This is a genomic window from Acidovorax sp. GW821-FHT10A04, from assembly GCF_059415825.1.
In genome coordinates this window covers 63590-87029 of record NZ_JBWKNZ010000017.1, presented here as the reverse complement: position 1 = coordinate 87029, position 23440 = coordinate 63590, and the positions used below count along the sequence as shown (strand labels likewise).

Annotated in this window: 22 protein-coding genes; 10 read left to right on the top strand and 12 right to left on the bottom strand. The window is 70.2% G+C overall.

From position 1 onward, the window contains the following. The first annotated feature begins 3 nt into the window (after window positions 1–3). From AC07PF_RS27920 to AC07PF_RS27900, 5 genes are read left to right on the top strand one after another with little or no spacing between them, the layout of a single operon-like run. Entirely contained in the window at window positions 4–942 is a 939-nt protein-coding gene (locus AC07PF_RS27920) for a branched-chain amino acid transaminase (RefSeq protein ID WP_145694373.1), read from the top strand. 5 nt (window positions 943–947) lie between these two features. Continuing rightward, on the top strand, window positions 948–1154 hold the full coding sequence (locus AC07PF_RS27915; RefSeq protein WP_007859839.1) for a zinc-finger domain-containing protein: 207 nt from the start codon (window positions 948–950) through the stop codon (window positions 1152–1154). Window positions 1155–1157: 3 nt separating this feature from the next. Further along, complete coding sequence (locus AC07PF_RS27910; protein WP_494614061.1) at window positions 1158–1973, top strand: glycosyltransferase family 2 protein; 816 nt, start codon at window positions 1158–1160, stop codon at window positions 1971–1973. Beyond that, entirely contained in the window at window positions 1970–3229 is a 1260-nt protein-coding gene (locus tag AC07PF_RS27905) for an O-antigen ligase family protein (protein WP_007859835.1), read from the top strand. The genes AC07PF_RS27910 and AC07PF_RS27905 overlap by 4 nt, the downstream gene beginning before the upstream one ends. Before the next feature lie 13 nt (window positions 3230–3242). Continuing rightward, window positions 3243–4217: a glycosyltransferase gene (locus AC07PF_RS27900; RefSeq protein ID WP_494614060.1), complete on the top strand. Its 975-nt coding sequence runs from the start codon at window positions 3243–3245 to the stop codon at window positions 4215–4217. Window positions 4218–4227: 10 nt separating this feature from the next. Here the strand turns inward: AC07PF_RS27900 and AC07PF_RS27895 are convergent, their stop codons facing one another. Next, window positions 4228–5307 carry an NAD(P)H-dependent flavin oxidoreductase gene (locus tag AC07PF_RS27895; protein WP_494608977.1) on the bottom strand — a complete coding sequence of 360 codons (1080 nt, stop codon included), beginning with the start codon at window positions 5305–5307 and terminating at the stop codon, window positions 4228–4230. Between the two features lie 34 nt (window positions 5308–5341). Further along, complete coding sequence (locus AC07PF_RS27890) at window positions 5342–6217, bottom strand: LysR substrate-binding domain-containing protein (protein ID WP_494614059.1); 876 nt, start codon at window positions 6215–6217, stop codon at window positions 5342–5344. 90 nt (window positions 6218–6307) lie between these two features. Here AC07PF_RS27890 and AC07PF_RS27885 point away from each other — a divergent pair, with 90 nt between their 5' ends. Next, window positions 6308–7561 carry a YbfB/YjiJ family MFS transporter gene (locus AC07PF_RS27885; protein WP_494614058.1) on the top strand — a complete coding sequence of 418 codons (1254 nt, stop codon included), beginning with the start codon at window positions 6308–6310 and terminating at the stop codon, window positions 7559–7561. On the opposite strand, the gene AC07PF_RS27880 is transcribed toward AC07PF_RS27885, so the two are convergent. The 3 genes from AC07PF_RS27880 to AC07PF_RS27870 form a co-directional block, all read right to left on the bottom strand. Continuing rightward, window positions 7536–8780 carry a HAMP domain-containing sensor histidine kinase gene (locus tag AC07PF_RS27880; protein ID WP_007859827.1) on the bottom strand — a complete coding sequence of 415 codons (1245 nt, stop codon included), beginning with the start codon at window positions 8778–8780 and terminating at the stop codon, window positions 7536–7538. The two genes, AC07PF_RS27885 and AC07PF_RS27880, sit on opposite strands and share 26 nt — an antisense overlap. A 6-nt stretch (window positions 8781–8786) precedes the next feature. Beyond that, window positions 8787–9503 (bottom strand): response regulator, encoded by a 717-nt coding sequence (locus tag AC07PF_RS27875; RefSeq protein WP_007859825.1) that lies wholly within the window; start codon window positions 9501–9503, stop codon window positions 8787–8789. Window positions 9504–9637: 134 nt separating this feature from the next. Beyond that, complete coding sequence (locus AC07PF_RS27870) at window positions 9638–11002, bottom strand: AmpG family muropeptide MFS transporter (RefSeq protein WP_494614057.1); 1365 nt, start codon at window positions 11000–11002, stop codon at window positions 9638–9640. A gap of 31 nt (window positions 11003–11033) precedes the next feature. Between AC07PF_RS27870 and AC07PF_RS27865 the strand changes: the two genes are divergently transcribed. Further along, window positions 11034–11882 carry a M48 family metallopeptidase gene (locus AC07PF_RS27865; protein ID WP_108016678.1) on the top strand — a complete coding sequence of 283 codons (849 nt, stop codon included), beginning with the start codon at window positions 11034–11036 and terminating at the stop codon, window positions 11880–11882. 10 nt (window positions 11883–11892) lie between these two features. Here the strand turns inward: AC07PF_RS27865 and AC07PF_RS27860 are convergent, their stop codons facing one another. From AC07PF_RS27860 to AC07PF_RS27835, 6 genes are all read right to left on the bottom strand, one after another. After that, the gene (locus AC07PF_RS27860; RefSeq protein WP_494614056.1) at window positions 11893–12978 is read right to left on the bottom strand and encodes a GGDEF domain-containing protein; all 1086 of its coding nucleotides are present in this window, start codon (window positions 12976–12978) and stop codon (window positions 11893–11895) included. Window positions 12979–13145: 167 nt separating this feature from the next. Continuing rightward, window positions 13146–13439 carry a DUF2218 domain-containing protein gene (locus AC07PF_RS27855; protein ID WP_007859817.1) on the bottom strand — a complete coding sequence of 98 codons (294 nt, stop codon included), beginning with the start codon at window positions 13437–13439 and terminating at the stop codon, window positions 13146–13148. Then, complete coding sequence (locus AC07PF_RS27850) at window positions 13436–14257, bottom strand: ABC transporter ATP-binding protein (RefSeq protein ID WP_494614055.1); 822 nt, start codon at window positions 14255–14257, stop codon at window positions 13436–13438. The genes AC07PF_RS27855 and AC07PF_RS27850 overlap by 4 nt, the downstream gene beginning before the upstream one ends. Beyond that, entirely contained in the window at window positions 14254–15306 is a 1053-nt protein-coding gene (locus AC07PF_RS27845) for a FecCD family ABC transporter permease (protein ID WP_494614054.1), read from the bottom strand. Before AC07PF_RS27845 ends, AC07PF_RS27850 begins: the two co-directional genes overlap by 4 nt. A gap of 42 nt (window positions 15307–15348) precedes the next feature. Then, window positions 15349–16296, bottom strand: coding sequence for an alpha/beta hydrolase (locus AC07PF_RS27840; RefSeq protein WP_494614053.1), 948 nt, complete (start codon window positions 16294–16296; stop codon window positions 15349–15351). Then, window positions 16296–17465 carry an ABC transporter substrate-binding protein gene (locus AC07PF_RS27835; protein WP_494614052.1) on the bottom strand — a complete coding sequence of 390 codons (1170 nt, stop codon included), beginning with the start codon at window positions 17463–17465 and terminating at the stop codon, window positions 16296–16298. The genes AC07PF_RS27840 and AC07PF_RS27835 overlap by 1 nt, the downstream gene beginning before the upstream one ends. Before the next feature lie 201 nt (window positions 17466–17666). Between AC07PF_RS27835 and AC07PF_RS27830 the strand changes: the two genes are divergently transcribed. The 3 genes from AC07PF_RS27830 (at window position 17667) to fes (ending at window position 22728) form a co-directional block, all read left to right on the top strand. Continuing rightward, window positions 17667–18677 carry a helix-turn-helix transcriptional regulator gene (locus AC07PF_RS27830; protein ID WP_494614051.1) on the top strand — a complete coding sequence of 337 codons (1011 nt, stop codon included), beginning with the start codon at window positions 17667–17669 and terminating at the stop codon, window positions 18675–18677. Between the two features lie 224 nt (window positions 18678–18901). Continuing rightward, complete coding sequence (locus AC07PF_RS27825; protein WP_494614050.1) at window positions 18902–21076, top strand: TonB-dependent receptor; 2175 nt, start codon at window positions 18902–18904, stop codon at window positions 21074–21076. 17 nt (window positions 21077–21093) lie between these two features. After that, a complete protein-coding gene (fes, locus tag AC07PF_RS27820; RefSeq protein WP_494614049.1) occupies window positions 21094–22728 on the top strand; it encodes an enterochelin esterase in 1635 nt (544 codons plus the stop codon). A 5-nt stretch (window positions 22729–22733) separates the two neighbouring features. Here the strand turns inward: fes and AC07PF_RS27815 are convergent, their stop codons facing one another. Then, entirely contained in the window at window positions 22734–23372 is a 639-nt protein-coding gene (locus AC07PF_RS27815) for an MBL fold metallo-hydrolase (RefSeq protein ID WP_007859808.1), read from the bottom strand. Between the last annotated feature and the right edge of the window lie 68 nt (window positions 23373–23440).

Here is a 23440-nt window from a genome sequence, read left to right as displayed (position 1 = left end):
CCCATGAGCCCCGTAGTTCCCTCAATGGCCGACCGTGACGGCAAGATCTGGATGGACGGCCAGATGGTTGATTGGCGCGACGCCAAGATCCACGTGCTGACCCACACCCTGCACTACGGCTGCGGCGCGTTCGAAGGCGTGCGCGCGTACAAGACCGCCGATGGCACGGCCATTTTCCGCCTGGAAGAGCACACCGACCGCCTGTTCAACAGCGCCAAGATCCTGCGCATGAAGATCCCCTTCAGCAAGGAAGAAGTGAACGAGGCCCAGAAGGCCGTGGTGCGCGAAAACAAGCTCGAATCGTGCTATCTGCGCCCATTGACCTGGATCGGCTCGCAAAAGCTCGGCGTTTCGCCCAAGGGTAACCAGATCCACCTGATGGTGGCGGCCTGGGCCTGGGGTGCCTACCTGGGCGAGGAGGGCATGCAGCGCGGCATCCGCGTCAAGACCAGCAGCTACACGCGCCACCACGTGAACATCACGATGACGCAGGCCAAGGCGGTGAGCAACTACACCAACTCCATCCTGGCCAACATGGAAGCGCTGGATGACGGCTACGACGAAGCCCTGCTGCTCGACAGCAGCGGTTTTGTGAGCGAAGGCGCGGGCGAGAACATCTTCGTGATCAAGAACGGCGTGATCTACACGCCCGACCTGTCGGCCGGTGCCCTGAACGGCATCACCCGCAACACTGTGTTCCACATCGCCAAGGACCTGGGCCTGGAGATCGTGCAAAAGCGCATCACGCGCGACGAGGTCTACATCGCCGACGAAGCCTTCTTCACCGGCACGGCGGCCGAAGTGACGCCGATCCGCGAGCTCGACCGCATCGAGCTCGGCAGCGGCAGTCGCGGTCCGATCACCGAAAAGATCCAGAGCGCGTTCTTTGACATCGTCAACGGCCGCAACCCGAAATACGCCCACTGGCTCGCAAAGGTCTGAACACCATGTCCCAAGCTGTGATCGAACTGCTGGCCAAGGACCTGAACGCCCAGGGCGGGGTCTTCTGCCCCAGCCCCAAGGCGGACATGAAGCTGTGGAACAGCCATCCCAAGGTCTATCTGGACGTGGCCCGCAGCGGTGAGGCCAAGTGCCCCTACTGCGGCACGGTGTACCGCCTCAAGGCGGGCGAGCACGTACACGCCGGCCACTGACGGATGTCGGCGGCCGCTGGCGACGCAAAGCCGTCGCCCACGCTCACGGTGGCGGTGCTCACGCACAACGAAGCCCACCGTATCGAAGCCTGCCTGCGCAGTGCCGCCTTCGCCGACCAGGTCTTGGTCGTCGACAGCGGCAGCACGGACAGCACCATCTCCCTGGCCCAGGGGCTGGGTGCGGAGGTCCATTCCTACCCCGACTGGCAGGGCTTTGCCGTGCAGCGCAACCGGCTCTTGGCCCATGCGCGCGGCGACTACGTGTTCTTCCTCGACGCCGACGAGGTCATGACGCCCGCCTTCCAGCAAGAAGTGCAGGCCATCGTGCGCTCCGGCGCGCGCGGCGTGTGGACCATCCGCTGGCGCATGGTGGCCTTTGGCCAGGAGCTGCGCTACTTTCTGTCGCAGTCGCGCATCGAGCGGCTGTTCGTGCGCTCCATGGTCCGTGAGTTCACGGGCGTGGTGCACGAGCAGGCGCAGCTGCACCCCGAGCCCGGTGGCGCTGCCGTGCCGCGGCACCTGGTGCGCGCCCGCCTGCTGCACTACACGCGCAACTCCGTGCGCACCAGCCTCGAGAAACTCACCCAGTACGTGATGCTGGGCGCTGCCAAGCGCGCCGAACTGGGCAAGCGCGGCGGCGTGCTGCGCGGCCTGGCCTCGGGCGGCTCGATGTTCCTGCGCCTGTACCTGTTTCGCCTGGGCTTCCTGTGCGGGGGGGCCGGTTTTCTGTACTGCCTGTTCGTGGCGCTGGAGGGCTTCTTCCGCTATGCCGCGCTGCATTACGACCGCGACAGCCTGACCGGCCGGGTGATCCGGTGACGGTCCGGACCTACCGCTGGTTCGGGCGCTGTGCCAGTGTGGGCGCCTTCATGGTGCCCGGCCTGGCGCTGTGGCTGCCCTCGGGCTACTCCTATGGTGCGGCGCTGCTATTGCTGGCTGCGTTGGCCAGTGCTCCGGTGTGGTGGCGGCGCCCGGCGCCGCGTGCCGCCTGGTGGCTCACGGCGGCCTTCTCGTGCATGGCCGCGCTGTGGCTGCTCGACGTGGGCGCCACCTGGGGCTGGGGCAGCATGGATCGCCCGGTCAAGTACCTGCTGGCACTGCCCTGCATCTTCTACCTCATGACCTTCGAGCCTCGGGCCTCCTGGCTATGGATGGGCGTGGCGGTGGGGGCGGTGGGCAGCGGCCTGGTGGGCATCTACCAGATTGGCGTGCAGCAACTGCCGCGTGCCAGCGGTTTTACCAATGCCATCCAGTACGGCAACCTGAGCATGCTGCTGGCCGTGCTCAGCGGCCTGTTGCTGGTTGTGCAGTGGCGGCGCTGGGTGGCCTGGCAACGGTTGCTGTTGGTGGCCGCCATCCTGCTGGGCGCCGTGGGCTCGGTGCTGTCGCAGTCGCGCGGCGGTTGGCTGGCCCTGGTGCTGCTGCTGCCGGTGTGCGCCTGGCTGCTGGTGCGCACCACCGGGCAACGGCGCGTGTACTGGGGCCTGTGCGTGCTGGCCATCGCGGCGGCGGCGCTGTCCCAGGTGCCAGCCGTGGAGCAGCGCGTGGACGAGGCGCGCCAGGAAATGCAGATCTACCAGCAGCGCGGTGATGGCCGCAGCTCGGTGGGCCAGCGCCTGGCCCACTGGCAGCTGGCCTGGCAAATGGGCTGGGACCGGCCGCTCACCGGCTGGGGCCGGGCCGGCTACGAGCAGGAAAAGGCGCGCCGCGTGGCCGCCGGCCTGGCGCACCCCGTGGTGCTCGAATTCGGCCATGCCCACAACGAGGTACTGGACCTGTTTGCCAAGCGTGGCCTGCCCGGTGTGTTCCTGCTGCTGGCCTTCTACGGCATTCCGCTGGTGATGTTCTGGCCCACGGCCCGGCGCATCCGCGACGGTGCGGGCAAGATGGACCGCGAATCGCTCTCGCTGTGCCTGGTCGGCGTGATGCTGCCGCTGTCCTACATCGGCTTCGGCCTGACCCAGGTCTTCCTGGCGCACAACAGCGGCAACATGTTCTACCTCTTCATGTGCCCGCTGGTGCTGGCGGCCCTGCATGAGCGGCGTGCGCGCATCGGCTGCGGCCGTCCTTTCTGAACAGGCTTCCCAGATGCATATCCTGCTGGTCAACAACTCCCCCATCCCGGTGTACGGCTACGGCGGTACCGAGCGCGTGATCTGGGACCTGGGCAAGACCCTGGTGCAATTGGGCCACCGCGTGAGCTACCTCGTGCCCGAAGGCAGCAGCTGCGACTTTGCCCAGGTGTTGCCGATCAAGCCCGACGAGCCCTGGGACGGCCAGATTCCGGCCGACGTGGACATCACCCACTTCCAGTTCAACCCGCGCAGCGAGCCTTCGCGCCCCTACCTGGTCACCGAGCACGGCAACGCGCGCAAGCCCAAGCCGCTGCCGCTGAACACCGTGTTCCTCTCGCGCAACCATGCGGCGCGCTATGGCTCGACCGAGTTCGTCTACAACGGCCTCGATTGGTCGGCCTATGGCCCGGTGGACTTCGAGCGCCCGCGCGACCACTACCACTTCCTGGGCAAGGCGGCCTGGGGCGTGAAGAACGTGGCCGGCGCCATCAAGGTGGCCAAGCTGGCGGGCGTGGAACTCGACGTGCTGGGCGGTGACCGCATCAACTTCAAGCGCGGCTTTCGCTGGACGCTGTCGCGCAAGATCCACTTCTTCGGCATGGTCGGCGGCACGCGCAAGAACGAGCTGCTCAACGCCTCGCGCGGCCTGATCTTTCCCGTGCGCTGGCACGAGCCCTTCGGCCTGGCCGTGATCGAGAGCCTGTACTTCGGCTGCCCGGTGTTCAGCACGCCCTACGGTGCGTTGCCCGAACTGGTGCCCGCCGAGTGCGGCAGCCTGTCGGCCAGCGCCAGCGCCCTGGCCGAGGCCGTGCGCACCCGCAAGGCCGACCCGCGCGCCTGCCATGCCCATGTGCAGCAACATTTCAGCGCCGAGGCCATGGCACGCGGCTACCTGCGCTACTACGAGCGCGTGCTGGCCGGCGAGGTGCTGCACCGCGAACACCCGGTCATCCAGGGGACAGCGCGCGACCTGCCCTGGACGCGCTGAGCCGCGTGCTTCAGCGCGCAGCGCCCACGCGCGCGCTGGCCTGCTTCCACTCCTCTTCCAGCAGCGCCACCAGGGCACTGGCGGACATGGGCCGCACGGCCTCCACGCCCTGGCCAGCCCAGAGCGACAGGTAGTCGGCCCGGCCGGCCTCGTTCGAGGCCTTGCGCAGCGCGCCCGTGAAGGCGTTCTGCACGGGGTAGGGCGGCACGGCGGCCTCATCGGCCTGCAGCCGGTCCATCAGCGCGTTGACGATGCCGCGCGCGTGGCGCCCGGTGAGGGCCCGCGTGGTGCGCGTGTCGGTGCCCTTGGCACTCGCCAGCGCCTGGCGGTAGGGGGCGCCGATGCCCGATTCGTCGCAGGACAAAAAGGCCGTGCCCATCTGCACCGCCTCGGCCCCCAGGGCCTGGGCCGCGGCGATGCCGCGCCCGTCCATGATGCCGCCGGCCGCGACCACGGCCACGCCGCGCGGCTGCAGCACGTCCACGCAGCGCGGCACCAGGGCCATGGTGCCGATCATCGAGGAGGCGAAATCGCCGAGGAAGGTGCCCCGGTGCCCGCCCGACTCCATGCCCGAGGCACAGACCCCGTCGGCCCCCACGTCGGCCCAGGCCACGGCCTCGGCCACCGTGGTGGCCGTGCCGATCACATAGCAGCCCGCGGCATGCAGGCGCTCCACCTGTGCGGCAGACAGGATGCCGAAGGTGAAGCTGGCCACCGCCGGGCGCGCGGCGATCAGCGCGTCGAACTGCGCCGCGAAGTCCTCGCACCAGCGTGCGGGCACGGCCGGCTGCTGGCCGAACTCGGCATACAGCGGGGCGAGCCGCGCCACGGCGGCGTCCACGGTGGTGGCGTCGGGCGCGGGCGTGTCCTGCACGAAGAGGTTCATGCAGAACGGCTGGTCGGTGCGCCGGCGTACCTCGGCGGCCGCCTCGATCATGGCGGCGGGCGAGCGCATGCCGCAGCCCAGGGAGCCCAGTCCGCCTGCAGCGGAGACGGCAGCGGCCAGGGCCGGCGTGTCGGAACCGGTCATCGGGCCCTGGACGATGGGCAGGCGAAGCGAAAGGGCGGTGCGAAGGCTGCGGTCGGTCATGGCGGACTCCTGGAACGGGGGAAAGAGAAAACGGTCAGGCGGCGGACAGTGCCTGCTGCAGGGCATCGAGCGCGCTGGAGCGGTAGCCCTTGCGCCAGGTGAGCAGGGTGTCGATGCGGGTGATGGGCTGGTGGCTCAACATCCCGGCGTGGGGCGTCATGGCCAGCACCGAGCGCGGCACGATGCCCGCGCAACTGCCGGCGGCCACGCAGGCCAGGATGGCATGGTAGGAGCCCAGTTCCAGCACCTGCATGGGCTGCGACCGGGGAGCGAACCAGTCCTGACCGATGCGGCGGTAGGTGCAGCCCAGCTCGAAGACCGCGAGCGTGCCGGGCTGTACGTCCTCGGGCCCGGCCACGGCAGGGTGGCCGGCGGGCAGCACCAGCAGCAGGTCTTCGGTGAACACGGGCCGGGTCTCGAGTGCCGCATCCGGGGCCTGGCCCGGGGGCCAGGCCACCAGCACCGCGTCGAGCGCATGGGCGCGCAGCCGTTCCACCAGTTCGCGGGTGGGGGCGGTCGACAGCTCCAGCGCCACGCCCGGCCATTGGCCGTGCAGGCGCGCCAGTGGTACCGGCAGGCGGCTCGCGGCCGTGCTTTCCATCGAGCCCAGGCGCAACCGGCCGCCTGGCTGGCCCGGGCGCACCGCCTGGCGCGCCTCTTCGGCCAGCGCCAGCAGCCGGTCGGTATAGCCCAGCAGCACCTGCCCCTCGGGCGTGAGCGCCATGCGCTTGCCTTCGCGCAGGAACAGCGGGGTGCCCAGGTCCGCCTCCAGCTGGCGCACCCGGGTGGTCACATTCGACTGCACGCGCCCCAGCCGCTCGGCCGCGCGCGTGACGCTGCCTTCGGCCGCCACGGTGCGAAAGATGTCCAGGGCCGCAAGGTCCAGCAAGGATGCAGAAGATTCAACCATCTTGAAATAGTATGAATTACAAAAATTCAATCTCTTGATAAGATGATACGCAGCGGCATCCGCCGTGGCAACCCTCTTTGGTATCCCCGCATGGACCAGGTGTCTTCGTCCCCTTCCCCCGCCCGCGTGCAAGCTGCCGGGGTGGCGCCCTTGCAGGTCGCCCTGGCCGGCATGGTCGCCCTGGCGGTGGCCATGGGCATCGGCCGCTTCGCCTTCACCCCGCTGCTGCCCATGATGCTGCACGACGGCGTGGTCGACATCGCCAACGGCAGCTGGCTGGCCACGGCCAACTATGCCGGCTACCTTGCCGGAGCGCTGCTGTACATGGCCTTGCCCTGGATCGGCCGCCGCCTGGGCACCACCGTCCCGAGCAACGCGGCATTGGCGCGCGGCGGGCTGGTGGCCACGGTGCTGCTGACCGGGGTGCTGGCGTTTCCCTGGCCCGCGTCGTGGCCGTTGCTGCGCTTTCTCGCGGGCGTTGCGAGTGCCCTGGTGTTCCTGGGCACGGCCAACTGGTGCATGGGCCAGCTCACCCGACTGGGGCAGCCCCAGCTCGCTGGCCTGATCTTCTGCGGACCGGGCCTGGGCATCGTGGCCACGGGCCTGCCGACCGGGGCCATGGTCGCGGCGGGCTGGAGCGCTGCGGCCGGTTGGGCCACGTTTGCCGCGCTGGCGGCTGTGCTGTGCGCGGTGGTCTGGCAGGTCTTGCGCGCTGGCGAGGCGCCCGGCGCAGCGGCCGGCGGGCCCGCCGCCGTCCAGGCCCTGCCTGCCGCGCATCCCGCGGCGCAGCGGGCCCTGCATGCGCTGGCCTATGGCCTGGCGGGCCTGGGCTACATCGTCACGGCGACCTTCCTGCCCGTGATCGCGCGCGCCGCTTTGCCGGCCGGCTCGGCATGGCCCGACCTGTTCTGGCCCGTGTTCGGCGCCGGGGTGGCACTGGGTGCCTGGCTGTCGACACGCATCGCACCGCACCGCGACCGCCGCTGGTTGCTGGCCGGCGCCTACCTGCTGCAGGCGGGCGGCATTGCACTGGGCGTGTTGTGGCCTGGGCCGGCAGGTTTTGCGCTCGGCAGCCTGCTGCTGGGCCTGCCGTTCACGGCCATCACCTTCTTTGCCCTGCAGGAGGCGCGGCACCAGTGGCCGCAGGCCGGCGCGGGCTTCACCGGGCTGCTTACCGCGCTCTATGGCATCGGCCAGATCGCCGGGCCGCCCATGGCGGCTGCGCTGCTCGCGCAGGCCGGTTCACGGGCGCAGGGTTTCGACTGGGCGCTCGCCGTGGCGGGCTCGGTGCTGGTGTTGGGCGCCGGGCTCTACGCCTTCATGGCGCGGCGCTGGCCGAAGTGACCGGCAGCCGCAGCACGAAACAGGCACCGTTGCTGCCGTCGGGCCGGTCCTCGCAGAACACCACGCCGTTGTGGCGCCCGGCGATCGATCGCACGAGCGACAGGCCCAGGCCCACGCCGCCCGCGCGCTCGCTGGCACCCGGCAGGCGGTAGAAGGGCTCGAAGATGCGCTCGCGCTGGCTGCTGGGCACGCCCGGACCCTGGTCGCACACGCGCACCTCGGCATGGCCCTGGCTGCGGTGCACGACCACGCTGATCTCGCCCGTGCTGTAGCGCCGGGCGTTCTCGAGCAGGTTGCGGATGGCCCGGCGCAGCAGCTTGGAGACGCCGCGCACGTCCACCGCATCGGGGCTGGCGCCGACGTCCAGGTCGGCATCCACGCGCGCGCATTCCTCGGCGGCCAGGCCCACCAGGTCCACCGTCTCCACCGTGCCCACATCGGCCTCGCGTGCGTCCAGGCGGCTGGCCAGCAGGATCTCGTCCACCAGCTGGTCGAGCTCGGCGATGTTGCGCAGGATTTCGGCGCGAAAGGCGGGCGAGGGCTGTTGCCCACCCATGAGCTCCATGCCCATGCGGATGCGCGTGAGCGGCGAGCGCAACTCGTGCGAGGCGTTGGCCAGCAGCGACTTGTGCGACTTGACCAGGGTCTCTACCCGTGCGGCGGCGGCGTTGAACTGGCGCGCCAGGTCGGCCACTTCGTCCTGGCCCTGCTCGGGCACGCGCACCGACAGGTCGCCTTCGCCGAAGTGCTTGACGCTGCGCTGCAGCGCCTCGAGCCGGAGGGTCAGGCGCCGGATGATGGGGTATACGCCCACCGCCACGGCCAGGCCCACGATGCCCAGCAGCCACAGGAAGCCGAAGGGGGGGCGGGTCCAGAACGCGGCATCACCGCCGCCCGGGCGGCCGCCGCGGTTCTGCGGGCGCGGCGCCATCTGCAGCACGAAGGTCTGCCCGGTGTCGGACTCGATGTGGAACTCCACGTTCTCGCCGGGCTCCGACGGCTGCCGCGCCGCAGGCCCGCGAAAGACCACGTCGCCCCGGGCATCGCGCAGCACCATCTCGCGCGAGGGTGGCACGAAGGGCTGGTTGTTGCTCGCCTTCTGCTCCTCGGCGATGCGCCAGGCCCAGCCCACGACCAACGTAAGCACGGCGATGCCGCCGACCACCGCGAGCCAGATGCGCAGGTACAGACGCCGGGCGAAGGGGTTGGAAAGGCTCACCGGGCGTCAGTCCTGCTGCTTGGCGAACACGTAGCCCACGCCGCGCACGGTCAGGATGCGGCGCGGGTTCTTGGCATCGACCTCGATGGCCGCGCGGATGCGGCCCATGTGCACGTCGATGGAGCGGTCGAAGGCCTCCAGCTCGCGGCCGCGCACGGCCTCCATGATCTGGTCGCGCGTGAGCACGCGGCCCGCGCGCTCGGCCAGCGCCACCAGCAGGTCGAACTGGTAGGAGGTCAGGTCGGCCGGCTGGCCGCCCACGGTGACGGTGCGCGCATCGCGGTCGATCTCCAGCGTGCCGAAGCGCAGGGCCTGGGCGGCGGGCGTTCCGCCATCGGTGCGCCGGCGCAGGATGGCGCGGATGCGCGCCAGCAGCTCGCGCGGCTCGAAGGGCTTGGGCAGGTAGTCGTCGGCACCGAGTTCCAGGCCGATGATGCGGTCCATGGGGTCGCCCTTGGCCGTGAGCATCAGCACCGGTACCTGTGCGGCCGGGCCCTGCAGCGAGCGGATGCGGCGGCAGACTTCCAGGCCGTCCATGTCGGGCAGCATCAGGTCCAGTATCACCAGGTCGGGCAGGGCGGCCGCATCGGGTCCCTGCAGCTCGGCCAGGCCGCTCTTGCCGTCGGCGCGGTGCGTCACCACCAGGCCGGACTGGCCCAGGTACTCGCCCACCATCTCGGCGAGGCGGGCGTCGTCTTCGATCATCAGCAGTTGGGAGCTCATGGGATCAGTGTATTGGGTACGTCCCTATGCTCGCGCAAAGGCGTCACGCCGTGTTGAAGCCCCTGTAAAGCTCCCGTAAACCTGGCTCCCTGCCGGTCTGCTGCTTAGCTATACAATGCATAGCGCCGAATCATTCATTCGCGCGCGGTCGCTGCGATTTTGACCCGTGAGGCCAGCCACACGAGTGCCAGCACAGGCACGCCCAGCAGCGCGGTGGCCGTGAAGAAGTGGGCATAGCCGAACAGGTCCACGTAGCGGCCCGAAAACCCGGCGAGGAACTTGGGCAGCAGGAGCATCAGCGAGCTGAACAGCGCGTACTGGGTGGCCGAGTAGCTCACGTTGGTCAGGCTCGACAGGTAGGCGATGAAGGCCGCCGAGGCAATGCCGCTGGCCAGGTTGTCGGCCGAGACCACGGCGATCAGCGCCGTCACATCGTGCCCGTGGCCGGCCAGCCAGGCGAACAGCAGGTTGCTGCCGGCGCTGAGCAGGGCGCCCAGCATCAGGATGCGCATGACGCCGAATCGGATGGACAGGACCCCGCCCACGAAGGCGCCGACCAGCGTCATCACCACGCCGTAGATCTTGGTCACGGCTGCCACCTCGTCCTTGGTGTAGCCCATGTCCACGTAGAAGGGGTTGGCCATGATGCCCATCACCACGTCGCTGATGCGGTACACGGCGATCAGCGCCAGGATCAGCGCCGCATGCCAGCCATAGCGCGAGAGGAAGTCGGCGAACGGGTCGATCACCGCGCCCTTGATCCACTCGGCGGCATTCCTGGCGGGGGGCAGTGCGAGCTGTGCGGGCTCGCGCGAGAACAGCACGGTGACGATGCCTACCGCCATGGACGCCGCCATGGCCAGGTAGGCCGTCTGCCAGGCGCCGTTCTGGTAAGCGGCCACGGCCTGTCCCACGGCGGGTGCCACCTCGGCGCGCGCCGCGATCCACAGCACGCCCGCGCCGGCCCAGATCATGGCCAGGCGGTAGCCCGTCTGGTAGGAGGCCGCCAGCGCTGCCTGGTAGCGCGCGGCGGCCGACTCGATGCGAAAGGCGTCGAGCGCGATGTCCTGCGTGGCCGAGCCGAAGGCCACGGCCAGCGCGCACCAGACGATGGGACCCAGCATCTCCCGCGGGTCCGCCAGTGCCATGCCCACCAGCCCCGCCACCACCAGCAGCTGCGACAGCAGCAGCCAGCTGCGCCGCCGGCCCAGCCAGCGCGTGAGCAGGGGCAGGGGCATGCGGTCCACCAGTGGCGCCCAGACCCACTTGAAGCCATAGGCCAGGCCCACCCAGCTCAGGTAGCCGATGGTGCTGCGGTCGATGCCCGCCTCGCGCAGCCGGAAACTCAGCGTGCCCAGCACCAGCAGCAGCGGCAGCCCGGCCGAGAAGCCCAGCGTGAGCATGCGCAGGCTGGCGGGCTCCAGGTAGATGCGCAGCGTCTGCAGCCAGGAAGGGCGGGGGGCCGAAGGAATGCCGGTGGTGGGGGAGGTGTCTGACATGGGTGCCTGGGTTTTTGTCTATTATTCCTGCATGTGCATGCTTTGCCCCCCTCCCATTGCCGCGCCGTCCTCCCTGTGGTCGGCGCGCCGCGCGTTTCTTCTGGCTGCGGGGGCGGGCGCCATGGCCCCGGCCATCGCCCAGGTGGATGTGGGCACCTCCTCCACCCTGCGCAAGCTGATACCGGCCGAGACGCTGGAGCGGTCGGCCGCGCAGCAGTACCAGCAGATGATGGAACAGGCCCGCAGCAAGCGCGCGCTGGCGCCCGACGATTTTCCGCAGCTGCAGCGCCTGCGCGCCATCGCGCAGCGGCTGATCCCGCACACCAAGCCCTGGAACGAGCGGGCAGGCCAGTGGCGCTGGGAGGTGAACCTGATCGGCAGCAAGCAGATCAACGCTTTCTGCATGCCTGGCGGCAAGATCGCCTTCTACACCGGCATCCTCGACCAGCTCAAGCTCACCGACGACGAGGCGGCGATGATCATGGGCCACGAAATGGCCCATGCGCTGCGCGAGCATGCGCGCGAGCGCCTGGCCAAGACCCAGGCCACCAACATCGGCCTGCGCCTGGGCTCGCAGCTGCTGGGCCTTGGAGACCTGGGCAATGCCGCGGCCAGCCTCGGCGGCCAGTTGCTCACGCTGCAGTTCAGCCGTTCGGACGAGAGCGATGCCGACCTGGTGGGCCTGGAGCTGGCCGCGCGCGCCGGCTACCAGCCCGAGGCTTCGGTGAGCCTGTGGAAGAAGATGGGCAATGCCACGGGCAACAAGCAGGGCGGCCTGGCCTTCCTGTCCACCCACCCCTCGGGCCCGGCGCGCATCGAGCAGTTGCAGGCCAACGTTCCCAAGGTGCAGAAGCTGTACGAGGCCGCGCGCAAGGGCTGACGGTCCGGATCTAGCCGGCCGTCACGCGGTTGCGGCCGTTGTTCTTGCTCTGGTAGAGCGCCTGGTCGGCCCGCGCGATGGCCGCCTGCAGGTCGTCGCCATGGGCCACCTGCGCCACCCCGAAGGACATGCTCAAAGGCACCGCCTGGCCCTGGCAGTCCATCTCGATCTGCTCCATCGCCACGCGGATGCGCTCGGCCACCTCCAGGGCCGACGACAGGGGGCTGGCGGGCATCAGCGCCAGGAACTCCTCGCCGCCCCAGCGCGCGATCACGTCGCTCTCGCGCAGGTTGCGCGCGAGCACGCTGGCCACCATGACCAGTACGCGGTCCCCCATGGCGTGGCCGTGGCGGTCGTTGACCTGCTTGAAATGGTCGATGTCGCACAGCAGCAGCGCCACCGGTTCACCGGTGCGCTGGATACGCGTCAGCGTGTGCCCCGCGAGGGTGTGGAAATGGGCGCGGTTGTTCAACCCGGTCAGCGCATCGAGCGTGGCCTGCTTGAGCAGCCGGTTCTCGGCGATGAGGATGGTGCGGCGGTAGAACGCCGCCAGGGCCGCGAACATGCCGAACACGATGCACACATGGATGGTGTTGACCACCTGCTGGCCCTTGCCGGCCAGGGGCGCCAGGGCGCCCCAGTGGTCGCACGCGAAGCGCAGGCCCAGGTAATAGGCCAGCAGTGCCAGCACCATCGGTATGGCGTAGCGGCCCGAGTTGGCGATCACGATGGCCGGGATGAACAGCCACAGATAGTAGTGAAAGCCGCTGTCCCAGCCCACCAGCAGCGAGCCCAGCGCCGAGTGGACGATCACCTCCAGCCAGATCAGCAGGATGCCGGCCGTGTTGCGGCGCCGCTGGATGAGCTGGTAGGCGCCCAGGTACATGCCGATGCTGACCAGGTTGACCAGCGCCAGCGGCACCGAGCCCAGCCAGAGAAAGAGCAGGATGTAGCCGCAGTCGATGGCTGCGGCCGTCAAGGCCACCCGCTGCGCCATGGCCCAGTAGGCCTTGCCGGCGACACTGGAGCCGCGCTGTGGAATGGCGAACGGGCGGGGGGGATGGGCGGTGGAAACGGTGCTTGCGGGGGATGCCATGGCAGGACGATGCCCGGCACGCGCCTCCGACCGCCGGGATTGTTAACAGAATGTCACATCCTAGGAAGCTGGCGGTTCGTGGATCGGCGGATCAGGCCGGGGAAAGTATGCCAGTTGTCACAACACGGTGCAGGGCCCCACGGCGCATCACCGGCGGCGCGTCCCGGCTACCCGGCCTGAACGGGCTGCCAGTCCACCGCCACGGGGCTCTTGCGCGAGAACAGCTCCACATGCGAGTCGATGGCGAACTGCACGCGCGCCAGGCTGGCATCGTCCTCGGCGCTGCAGTCGAAATGCAGGGCTGCGTCGTCAGCCCGCAGCACGCACAGCCCCCAGGGGAAGTGGGCCTGGCCCTGGTGCTCGTCGTAGGTGACGCTGATCTTGCGCGTGAAGTGGTAGCACAGGCGCTGCAGGTAGCGGCTGGCTTCGGGCGTGGGCACATGGCCCTGGCGTCGCATCATGGGGTCGTGGTCGTCGTTGGGATGGAAAGCGGGTGATCAAGGGGCCGCGCGGTATCGGCCAGCACCAGCAGGTTGCCCAGGGAGCAGCGCTCCACCCGGGCCTGCACGCCGTAGGCGCGCTGCAGCAGCGCGGGCGTGAGCACCTGGGCGGGGTCGCCCGCAGCCAGCACGCCGCCGCCGCCCAGCACCAGCACCTGCTGGCAAAAGCGCAGCGCGAGGTTCAGGTCGTGCACCGCCACCAGGCCGATGGCGCCCTGCTGCTGCACCAGGGCGCGCACCGCCTGCAGCACCTGCAGCTGCCAGCGCAGGTCGAGCGCGCTGGTGGGCTCGTCCAGCAGCAACAGCCGGGGCTCGCGCACGATGACCTGGGCCAGGCCCACCATCTGCCGCTGCCCGCCCGAGAGTTCGTCGAGCCGGCGCAGCGCCAGCGCCTGCAGGCCCAGCGATGCCACGACCGACTCGATGGCCGCCTCGCGCCGTGCGGCGCTCCACTCGCTGCGGCCGGCGCGCAAGGCGCTTTGCCAGGTTTCGTAGGCCACGAGCGAGGTGCTCTGTGGCAGGGCCTGCGGCAGGTAGCCCACGCGGCGCAGGCGCTCGCGCGGGACCAGGCCCGCAAGGTCGGCGCCCTCCAGCAGCACCCGCCCCTGCGCCGGGCGCAGGCCCGCAATCGCCTTGAGCAGGGTGGACTTGCCCACGGCATTGGGGCCCACCACGGCCACCAGCGTGCCGGGGGGGATGCCGTTCACAGCCACGCCTTGCAGAACGGGCCGCCCCGGATAGCCGGCGGACAGGCCTTCGAGCGCAAAGCCCGCCGTCATGCCAGCCTCCGTTGGCGCAGCACCAAGGCCATGAACAGCGGCACGCCGACCAGCGCCGTGATGATGCCGATGGGCAGCACCACGCCGGGAATCAGCGCCTTGCTCAGGATGGAGGCGAGCGAGAGCACCAGTGCCCCTGCGAGCGCGCTGCCCGGCAGGTAGTAGCGGTGGTCTTCGCCGAGCAGCATGCGCGCGATGTGCGGCCCCACCAGGCCGACGAAGCCGATGGTGCCCGTGAACGACAGGGCCGTGGCGGCCATCAGGCTCACGCGCAGCAGCGTCACCAGCCGCAGCCGCTCCACGGGGATGCCGACGCTGCGCGCCTGGTCCTCGCCCGCGCGCAGGGCCGTGAGCGCCCAGGCCTGGCTGGCCGACCAGAGCATGCAGGTGCCCAGCACGGTGCCGACGATGGCGATCTTGGTCCAGGTGGAGCGGCCCAGGCTGCCCATGGTCCAGAACACGATCTGCTGCAGCGCATTGCTGTCGGCGATGAACTGCAGCAGCCACAGCAGGGCCTCGAAGCTGAACAGCAGCGCGATGCCGAACAGCACCACCGTGTCCACCGTCGCGCCCTGGCGCCAGGCCAGCAGCTGGATCAAGGCGGTGGCGCAGGCCGCGCCCGCAAAGGCGCACAGCGGCACGGCCAGGTTTTCGCCAAAGGCCAGCAGCGTGAAGCCGCTGACCACAGCGGCCGATGCGCCCACCGCCGCCGCGGCCGACACGCCCAGCGTGAACGGGCTGGCCAGCGGGTTGTTGAGCGCCGTCTGCATCTCGGCGCCGGCCAGGCCCAGGCTGGCGCCGACCAGCACCGCCATCACGGCATAGGGCAGGCGCACTTCCCAAAGGATGACCTGCTGGGCCTGCGGCAGGCTGGCCGGCGCAAACAGGCCGCGCAGCACGTCGGCAAAGGCGAAGGTCGAGGGACCGATGGCGATGTCGGCTACCACGCTCGCGCACAGCGCCGCGAGCAGCGCGCCCAGCAGCACCAGCCGCAGGCGCACGAACTGCCGGTAGCGCTGGGCCAGCGTGTCGGAGGGAGAGGAAGGCACGGGGGGATTCACTGTTGGGAGGAAGTCGGACGCCAAGGGGGCTCAGCGCGGTTGCTGGGCCAGGGCCAGCGCGTCGATCAACGCGGGCGCCATCACGCTGCCATGGTCCTCGCCGGCCAGCACTTCCATCTGCACCGCGAGCTCGGGCCACTGCAGCGCCCTGAGCTGCGCAGCCAGCGCCTGCGTGCGTTCCAGCATGCGGCGCTCGCGCTGCACCGCGGCGCGGGCCGGGGTGGCAGCAGCCTCGGCCGTCTCCAGGCTGCCGATGCGCAACTGCAACTGCGCACGGAAGGGACGCGGCGCGCCGGCATGGGCCTGCACGAAGCGCTCGGCCGTGCCCATCACCTGGCCGTTGTTCCACCACACCGAGGGGCTCGTCGCCGCATAGCGGGTGAACTGGGTGGGCCGCGTGAACAGCGCATGCAGCACCAGCAGGCCGCCGAACGAGTGTCCGCTGAGCGTCTGGCGCAGCGGGTCCACCGGCAGGGCGGCCGCCACGCGCGGCTGCAGCTCGCGCGCGATGAAATCGAGCAGTACCTCGGCCCCGCCCGCCTGGGCCGTGGCACTGCCGCCGGGCGCGGGCGGCGTGTAGTCGCGCTGGCGCTCGGCGGGGTGGATGGTCGCATCGCCCGGGTGGCCAATGCCGACCACGATGGCCGCGTCGGTGCGCAGCTCGCCGGGCCGGCCCGCGCCATTGCGCGCCAGCTGCGCGGCCAGCGCGAACGAGGCATTGCCGTCCAGCAGGTACAGCACCGGGTGGCCCGTGGCCGGGGCCGGCCCGGCAGGGCGCTGCACCCAGATGCGCCAGGCGTGGCCGCTCACGGGGTCGCGCAGGTCCATCTGGTGCGTGCCGGGCAATTGCACGGCGGGCGCCTGCAGCAGCGGGCCGGGCTGCGGTGGCGCGGTGGTGCAGCCCGCCAGCCACAGGCTGGCGCCCGTGGCCAGCAGCGCGCGGCGGGCGCTGCAGTGCAGGGGATCGGCGCCCACCATCAGAGGCTGGTCCAGTACACGCCGGTCAGCGGGATGGGCTGGAAGCGCTGGAACATCGTCTGCAGCGTCTCGCGCGGGTCCAGGTCGGCGAACAGCTCGGGGTGCTGCCACTTGGCGAACACCTGCACCGCGACCACGTTGAAGGGCGAGTTGTAGTAGTGGTGCCAGATGGCGTGGGCGCGGCCCGGCTGCTGCACGGCCTGCAACTGGGCGATGCCGCGGCGCTGCGTGGCGCGCACCAGCGAGGCGCGCGCGGCCTCGGGCGTGGCGTCGGCGCCGAGCACGATGCGCAGCGGCGACTTCTGCACCGTGGCCATGCTGCCGATGCCCGTGCCGATGTACAGCTGCGGCTGCGTGGCGATCAGGAACTCGGGGTTCAGCGTGCCGTGCTCGCCGGGGATTAGGCCGCGCGCCACATTGTTCGCGCCGCCCGCATCCATGAGCAGGCCGACCAGGCCCACCATGGTGGCGCAGCACTCGTCGGACAGGCCCACGCGGTTCTCCAGGAACACCGTGGGGTGGCGGGTGCTGGCCGGCGCATTGCGCAGGCGCGACTCCACGCGCTCGAGCTGGGCGCGCCAGAAGGCCACGAACTCGTCGGCCTCCTTGCGCTTGCCCAGCACCGCGCCCAAGAGCTCCATGCTGCGCACCGTGTTCTTGAGCGGGTCGTGGCGGAAGTCGATGAACACCACGGCCACGCCGGCTGCCTCCAGCCGCGCCAGGGTTTCGCGGTCGTTCTTGCTCGGGCCGTGGCCACCGGCCAGGCCCAGGATGGCGACCTGCGGGCGCAGCGCGATGGCCTGTTCATCGCTGAAGCTGCCGGCGCTGTTGCGGCCCACTCGCGGCACCTTGTCGATCTGCGGGAAGCGGCTGCGCCACTGTGCGTAGCCGGCCTCGTCCAGGCTCTCGTAGTCGCCCATCATGCCCACCAGGCGGCGGGCCGGGTCGTCGCGCTCGAACACGGCCAGCGCGGGCAGCAGCCGGCCTTCGCCCAGCAGGATGCGCTCCACCCGGGCCGGCAGCTTGACGCTGCGGCCCGCCAGGTCCGTCACCGTCTGGGTGGCGCCGGGCGCCTGCTGCGCATGCAGGGGCGGGCACCACAGCACCAGCAGCGAGAAAAGGCCGGCAAAGGCGAACAGCGCCGCGGCGCGCAGGAAGAGGAGGGGCATGGTCGGCGGTCAGTCAGTGCAAACGTGGCAGAAATGTCTCAGGATGAGAATTTCACTATTGAGAATCATTTGCATTTATTGTGACAGCTTGCTAGCATCCCATGCCCGCGGGCCCGCCGTGTTTGCCCCGCAAAGAAAAACCTTTGCGCCAGCGGCTCGCGTCCGCGCCCCTGTCCCCCCTTCTTTTCCACCCGACCGCCCATGTCCGTTGTCAGCCCGTTGAACGTCACGTCTGCGGCGCCTGCGTCCGCAGGCATGCAGGCGTCGCTGCAGCGCCATCTGAAGCGCCTGCATGTGCTGCGCCCGGGCCTGCACCTGCACGCCGACGACGTGGCCGACACGCAGGACTTCCGCGCCAGCGGCGACATGGAAGCCGGCCTGCGCATCGTCGTGCTGCTCGAAGGCTCGGTCGACGTGAGCTACGGCCCGCGCCGGGTGGCCTTGTCCAGCATGGCCGACAACGCCGTGCCGCAGCGCGCACGCGCGCCGGGTCCCGGCCTGCCGCGCGCCCTGATGGTGTCGGTGGCGCAGCCCGAGCGCTTCGAGCGCCGTGCGCGCGGCGGTTCCTACGCCCGGCGGGTGAGCGTGGGCCTGGGGGCCGAGTGGCTGGAGCAGGTGGCCGGGCCCTCGGCGTCCGACGCCATCGACGAGTTTCGCCGCCAGCACCTGGCCATGCACCACTGGCAGCCCTCGGCGCGCATCACCGCGCTGGCCGAGCAGATCACCCGCGCGCCCGACCTGAGCCCGCTGCTGTTGCACCTGTACCTGGAAAGCCGCGCGCTGGAGCTGGTGGGCGAAGCCTTGGGCAGCCTGGACCAGCATGCCAGCGGCCCGGCACCGGCCCCCGTGCCGGCCCCGGCGCCCATGCCCCCGGCCCTGCGCCTGCTGCCGCACGAGCACCGGCGCATGCGCGACCTGCACGCCTTTCTGCAGACCGAAGGCGCCATGGACCTGTCGCTCGATGCGCTGGCGCGCCAGGCCGGCACCAATGCCAACACCCTGCAGCGGCACTTCAAGGCGGTGTACGGCACCACGGTGTTCGACTTCGTGCGCGAGTCGCGCCTGCAGCGCGCGCGCCAGGCGCTCGAGCGCGATGGCTTTTCGGTCGCGCAGGCGGCGCTGGTGGCGGGCTACAACAGCGCGGCCAACTTTGCCACGGCCTACCGCAAGCGTTTCGGCATGCCGCCCAAGCTCGCGCGTGGCCGGGTTTGAGGGCGCTGCGGCAAACATCTTTGTTGCCCGCGCAAACACGGGCGTGCAGGCCGCGTGGAATCATCGTCGGCACAACTTGCAACCAGGTTGCCTGCCGGATTCCACGGCCGCCGCGTCCCCAGTGCGCCGGTGCGGCCCTGGGGGTGAATCGCAATCATTCCGCTTTCTCTCGGCCTCCGGTGGGGCCTGGTTCTTCGTCTTCCATGCTTCTTTCCAGGACCACCATGCACACCACACGCCGCCCGACCCGGGGCACTTTCCAAGCCCAGCCCTTTGCCCTGCGCCAGATCGCCCAGGCCTGCGCGTGGACCCTGCTCGCAGGCAGCGGTGCTGCCATGGCCCAGCAGGCCACCACGGCGCCCTCGCTCAAGGAGGTGACCGTGAACGCCGCGCCCGAATCCCCGGAGAGCCTGCCTGCCGCAGCGCCCGGCGGCCAGGTCGCCAAGGGTGCGCGCCTGGGGATCCTGGGCAATGTGGGCGTGATGGACACGCCGTTCAACACCACCGCCTACACGGCCGAAGGCATTGCCGACCAGCAGGCCCAGACCATTGGCGCGGTGCTCAAGAACGACCCTTCCGTGCGCATGACGACCAATGAAGGCCACGTGGTGGAGAACTTCATCATCCGCGGCTTCGGCGTGTCGGCCAACTCCCTGGCCATCAACGGCGTGTACGGCCTGGCACCCGAGCAGAACACCCCCACCGAGATGTTCGAGCGCGTGGAGGTGCTCAAGGGCCCCGGCGCCATGATGATGGGCCTGCCACCCGCAGGCGACGTGGGCGGCGCCATCAACCTGGTGCCCAAGCGCGCCGGCAAGGACCCGCTGACCCGCGTGACCACCACGTACTCCACCCAATCCAACGTGGGCGTGCATGCCGACGTGGCGCGCCGCTTCGGCCCCGAGCAGCGCCTGGGCGTGCGCGTCAACGGCGTGCTCTCGGGCGGCGAGACCTGGCTCGACCACCAGACCAAGAAACGCGAGATCGGCCACCTGGCGCTGGACTACCAGGGCCCTGGCTGGAGCGTGGAGGCCGACGCCTACTCGCTGGCCAACAAGGTGCGCAAGGGCGTGACCATGCAGCCCATCATCGCCGGCTGGACCACGGTGCCGCGCGCACCCGATGGCTCCACCAACTTCTTCTACGGCGAAGGCGTGTTCAGCAACACCGAGACCCAGGGCCTGATCGTGCGCGGGCAGGCGCAGCTCAATGCCGGCTGGACGGCCTTTGCCTCGGCCGGCCACGCCAGGCATTCGTACGACGGCTTCATCTTCGGCACCCGCCCCGTGTGGACCATGGCCAACGCCGCTACCGGCAATGCCACGGGCACGGCCTACAACTCCTGGGGCGAGTACGAGACCACCACGGCCGAGCTGGGCCTGCGCGGCCAGTTCAACACCGGCGCCGTGGCGCACAAGCTCACGCTGGCGGCCAATGTGCTCGACTATGAAGGCGGCAGCCGCGGCAACGGCACGGCCAACATCACCAGCAACATCTTCAACCCCACGCCCATCACCATGCCTGCGGGGGCCGCCGCGTCCACCTTCACCAAGTACAACGACGACGTGCTCACCGGCCTGAGCCTGGTGGACACCCTGTCGTTCGCCGAGGACAAACTGCAGCTCACCCTGGGCCTGCGCGCCCAGCAGGTGAACCAGAAGCTCGCCCGGTACAAGGAAACCGCCGTGACCCCGCTGGTCGGCGTGGTCGCCAAACCCTGGGGCGAGAACGTCTCGCTGTACGGCAACTACGTGGAAGGCCTGAGCGCCGGCACCACGGTGAAGGCGCCCTACGCCAACGAGGGCGAGACCTTCAAGCCCTACAAGACCCAACAGATGGAGGTGGGCGTGAAGTGGATCACGGGCGGCATCACGCAGACCGTGAGCCTGTTCCAGATCAGCAAGCCCGCACTGCTCGAAGCCAACAACCGCCAGTTGCTTGATGGCGAACAGCGCAACCGCGGCGTGGAGTGGAACCTCTTCGGCCAGGTGGCCCAGGGCCTGGGCCTGCTGGGTGGTGTGGCCTACACCGAAGCCGAGCAGACCAAGACCACCCGCGGCGTGAACCAGGGCCTGGCCCAGTTCGGCGTGCCCAAGCTCACGCTGAACCTGGGTGCCGACTGGGCCATCCCCGGCGTGCAGGGCCTGGCCGTCTCGGGCCGGGTGAACCACACGGGCGCCCAGTGGCTCACGGGCGACAACAGCGTCAAGCTGCCCGGCTGGACCACGCTGGACGTGGGCGCGCGCTATGCCCTGCGCATCGGCGCGCAGCCCGTGGTGCTGCGCGCCACGGTCACCAACCTGGCCAACAAGGCCTACTACGACAGCATCTGGGGTGCGGGCCGCGTGAACGTGGGCGCACCGCGCGCCGTGCGCCTGTCGGCAGCATTCGATTTTTAAGAAAGAGGAGTCTTTGCATGGGGCGTTTTTCCTGGGGTGGTGAGAGTGGTGCGGCGGCAGCAACGTGTGTCCTGGTGGGCGCGCTGCTGCTGGTGCCTGCGGCGGGTGCGCAGACATCCACGGACGCGCTGCTCGGCGCGGGCGGGCAGGTGCAGGGTTCGCTCGCCGCCATGACCACGCGCGCCCATGGCATCACGGCCCAGCCCGGCGACATGGTGCGCGGCAGCCTCACCGGCGCCAGCATGCGCCTGGTGCTCACCAACGCCGAGGGCAAGCGCGAGCGCGTGCTGGCCACGGGCGTGGGGGAGCTGCAGGAATTCGTCTTCGTCGCCGGAACCAACCCGCCCTATGCCCTGGAGGTGCGCGCGCCCGTGGCCGGCAGCTACGGCCTGCGCGTGACCGAGGTCGTCACCCGCGCCCAGCAGGTGCCCCCGCCCGAGGGCATCGACAGCCCGCGCATCCGCGCGCTGCAGCAGTCCCTGGCGGCAGGCGGCAGCACCGATGCTTTCTGGGCCGAGGTGCAGGGGCGCGGCGCGCCCCTGGTGGAGGCCGACGCCGAGCCCGCCAAGGACGGCTCGGTGCGCGTCACCTTCGTATGGCGCGGCGCGCAGCGCAATGCCTGGCTGTTCGGCGCGCCCTCGGGCAACCACGAGCAGCTCACGCGCCTGGGCACATCGGACGTCTGGTACCGCAGCTACCGCGTGCCGGCCGGCACACGCCTGGGCTACAAGCTCGCGCCCGATGTACCCGAGCTCAATGCCTCGCCCCTGGTGCGCCGCCGCGCCATCCTGGCCACGGCCCAGCGCGACCCGTTCAACGCGCGCAGTTTTCCCGACCGGCCCATCGACATCTATGCGGGCGAGTCCGTGTTCGAACTGCCCGACGCGCCACCCCAGCCCTGGGTGGCCGAGCGGCCCGGCGTGCCCAAGGGCACGGTCCAGGCGCACCGCATCACCAGCCAGGCCTTGGGCAATACCCGCGATGTCGCGCTGTACCGCCCTGCGGGCTGGCAACCGGGTGCGAGCGGCAACGCGCTGCTGGTGCTGTTCGACGGCGACACCTACCAGAAGGAGGTGCCCACCCCCACCATCCTCGACAACCTGATCGCAGCCGGCGAGCTGCCGCCCATGGCCGCTATCCTCATCAGCAACCCCAGTCGCCAGGCGCGCGGTGACGAACTGCCGCCCAACCCGGCGTTCGCCCGCTTCCTGGCCACCGAACTCATGCCCTGGGCGCGCAGCCAGGGCGTGGCTGCCGGGCCCGCGCGTACCGTGGTCGCGGGTGCCAGCTACGGCGGGCTGGCGGCTGCCTACCTGGGGTTGCAGCACCCCGAGTGGTTCGGCAACGTGTACAGCCAGTCCGGCTCGTTCTGGTGGGGCGCGCCGGGGCAGGAGCCCTCATCGCTCACGCGCGACTACGTGCAGGCGCCTGTGCGGCCCGTGCGCTTCTACCTGGAGGCCGGCCTGTTCGAAGGCAACCGCACCGGCCAGGTCGGCATCCTCGAATCCACGCGCCACCTGCGCGACGTGCTGCGCGCCAAGGGCTATGCCGTGCAGCACCGCGAGTACGCGGCCGGGCACGACTACCTGCATTGGCGCGGCACCCTGGCCACGGGGCTCACCGCGCTGATGGGAAAGACAGCCGACGAATAGCGGTATCAGGTGCCGCCAACGTAGGGATTGCTCTTGCGTTCGCGGCCGAAGGTGCTCTCCGGGCCGTGGCCGGGAATGAACACCGTCTGGTCGCCCATGGGCCACAGGCGCCCGGTGATGCTGTCGATCAGGTCCTGGTGGTTGCCCTGCGGGAAATCCGTGCGCCCGATGCTGCCCGCGAACAGCACGTCGCCCACGAAGGCGCGGTCGATCTGCGGCGCATGGAACACCACGTGGCCGGGCGTGTGCCCCGGGCAGTGGCGCACGTGCAGGGTCTCGTTGCCGATCTGCACGGTGTCGCCATCGGCCAGCCAGCGCGTGGGCGTGAAATGCTGCGCCGGCGGAAAGCCGAACATCGCGCTTTGCTGCGGCAGCGCATCGATCCAGAACTGGTCGCCGGGGTGCGGCCCCACGATGGGCAGCGACAGCCGCTCGGCCAGCTCGCCCGTGCCGCCCGCATGGTCGATGTGGGCGTGGGTCAGCCAGATCTGGTCGAGCGTGAGGCCCAGGCGCTCCACCTCGGCCAGCAGCAGGTCGAGGTCACCGCCGGGGTCGACGATGGTGGCTTTGTGCGTGGCGTCGCACCAGAGGATGGAGCTGTTCTGCTGGAAGGCGGTGACGGGAACGGTGAGGTAGTGGAGCATGGGTGGGGATTTCTTTGGTCGGTATTAGACATCGACCACGCTCCGGCCAGTGCCTGCCGCGCACGCCT

Bases quoted from the DNA above. Each gene is read 5' to 3' on its own strand.
- AC07PF_RS27920 (WP_145694373.1), top strand. From the start codon at position 4: ATGAGCCCCGTAGTTCCCTCAATGGCCGACCGTGACGGCAAGATCTGG.
- AC07PF_RS27915 (WP_007859839.1), top strand. From the start codon at position 948: ATGTCCCAAGCTGTGATCGAACTGCTGGCCAAGGACCTGAACGCCCAG.
- AC07PF_RS27910 (WP_494614061.1), top strand. From the start codon at position 1,158: ATGTCGGCGGCCGCTGGCGACGCAAAGCCGTCGCCCACGCTCACGGTG.
- AC07PF_RS27900 (WP_494614060.1), top strand. From the start codon at position 3,243: ATGCATATCCTGCTGGTCAACAACTCCCCCATCCCGGTGTACGGCTAC.
- AC07PF_RS27895 (WP_494608977.1), bottom strand. From the start codon at position 5,307: ATGACCGACCGCAGCCTTCGCACCGCCCTTTCGCTTCGCCTGCCCATC.
- AC07PF_RS27890 (WP_494614059.1), bottom strand. From the start codon at position 6,217: ATGGTTGAATCTTCTGCATCCTTGCTGGACCTTGCGGCCCTGGACATC.
- AC07PF_RS27885 (WP_494614058.1), top strand. From the start codon at position 6,308: ATGGACCAGGTGTCTTCGTCCCCTTCCCCCGCCCGCGTGCAAGCTGCC.
- AC07PF_RS27875 (WP_007859825.1), bottom strand. From the start codon at position 9,503: ATGAGCTCCCAACTGCTGATGATCGAAGACGACGCCCGCCTCGCCGAG.
- AC07PF_RS27870 (WP_494614057.1), bottom strand. From the start codon at position 11,002: ATGTCAGACACCTCCCCCACCACCGGCATTCCTTCGGCCCCCCGCCCT.
- AC07PF_RS27865 (WP_108016678.1), top strand. From the start codon at position 11,034: ATGTGCATGCTTTGCCCCCCTCCCATTGCCGCGCCGTCCTCCCTGTGG.
- AC07PF_RS27860 (WP_494614056.1), bottom strand. From the start codon at position 12,978: ATGGCATCCCCCGCAAGCACCGTTTCCACCGCCCATCCCCCCCGCCCG.
- AC07PF_RS27855 (WP_007859817.1), bottom strand. From the start codon at position 13,439: ATGATGCGACGCCAGGGCCATGTGCCCACGCCCGAAGCCAGCCGCTAC.
- AC07PF_RS27850 (WP_494614055.1), bottom strand. From the start codon at position 14,257: ATGACGGCGGGCTTTGCGCTCGAAGGCCTGTCCGCCGGCTATCCGGGG.
- AC07PF_RS27840 (WP_494614053.1), bottom strand. From the start codon at position 16,296: ATGGTGGGCGCCGATCCCCTGCACTGCAGCGCCCGCCGCGCGCTGCTG.
- AC07PF_RS27835 (WP_494614052.1), bottom strand. From the start codon at position 17,465: ATGCCCCTCCTCTTCCTGCGCGCCGCGGCGCTGTTCGCCTTTGCCGGC.
- AC07PF_RS27830 (WP_494614051.1), top strand. From the start codon at position 17,667: ATGTCCGTTGTCAGCCCGTTGAACGTCACGTCTGCGGCGCCTGCGTCC.
- AC07PF_RS27825 (WP_494614050.1), top strand. From the start codon at position 18,902: ATGCACACCACACGCCGCCCGACCCGGGGCACTTTCCAAGCCCAGCCC.
- fes (WP_494614049.1), top strand. From the start codon at position 21,094: ATGGGGCGTTTTTCCTGGGGTGGTGAGAGTGGTGCGGCGGCAGCAACG.
- AC07PF_RS27815 (WP_007859808.1), bottom strand. From the start codon at position 23,372: ATGCTCCACTACCTCACCGTTCCCGTCACCGCCTTCCAGCAGAACAGC.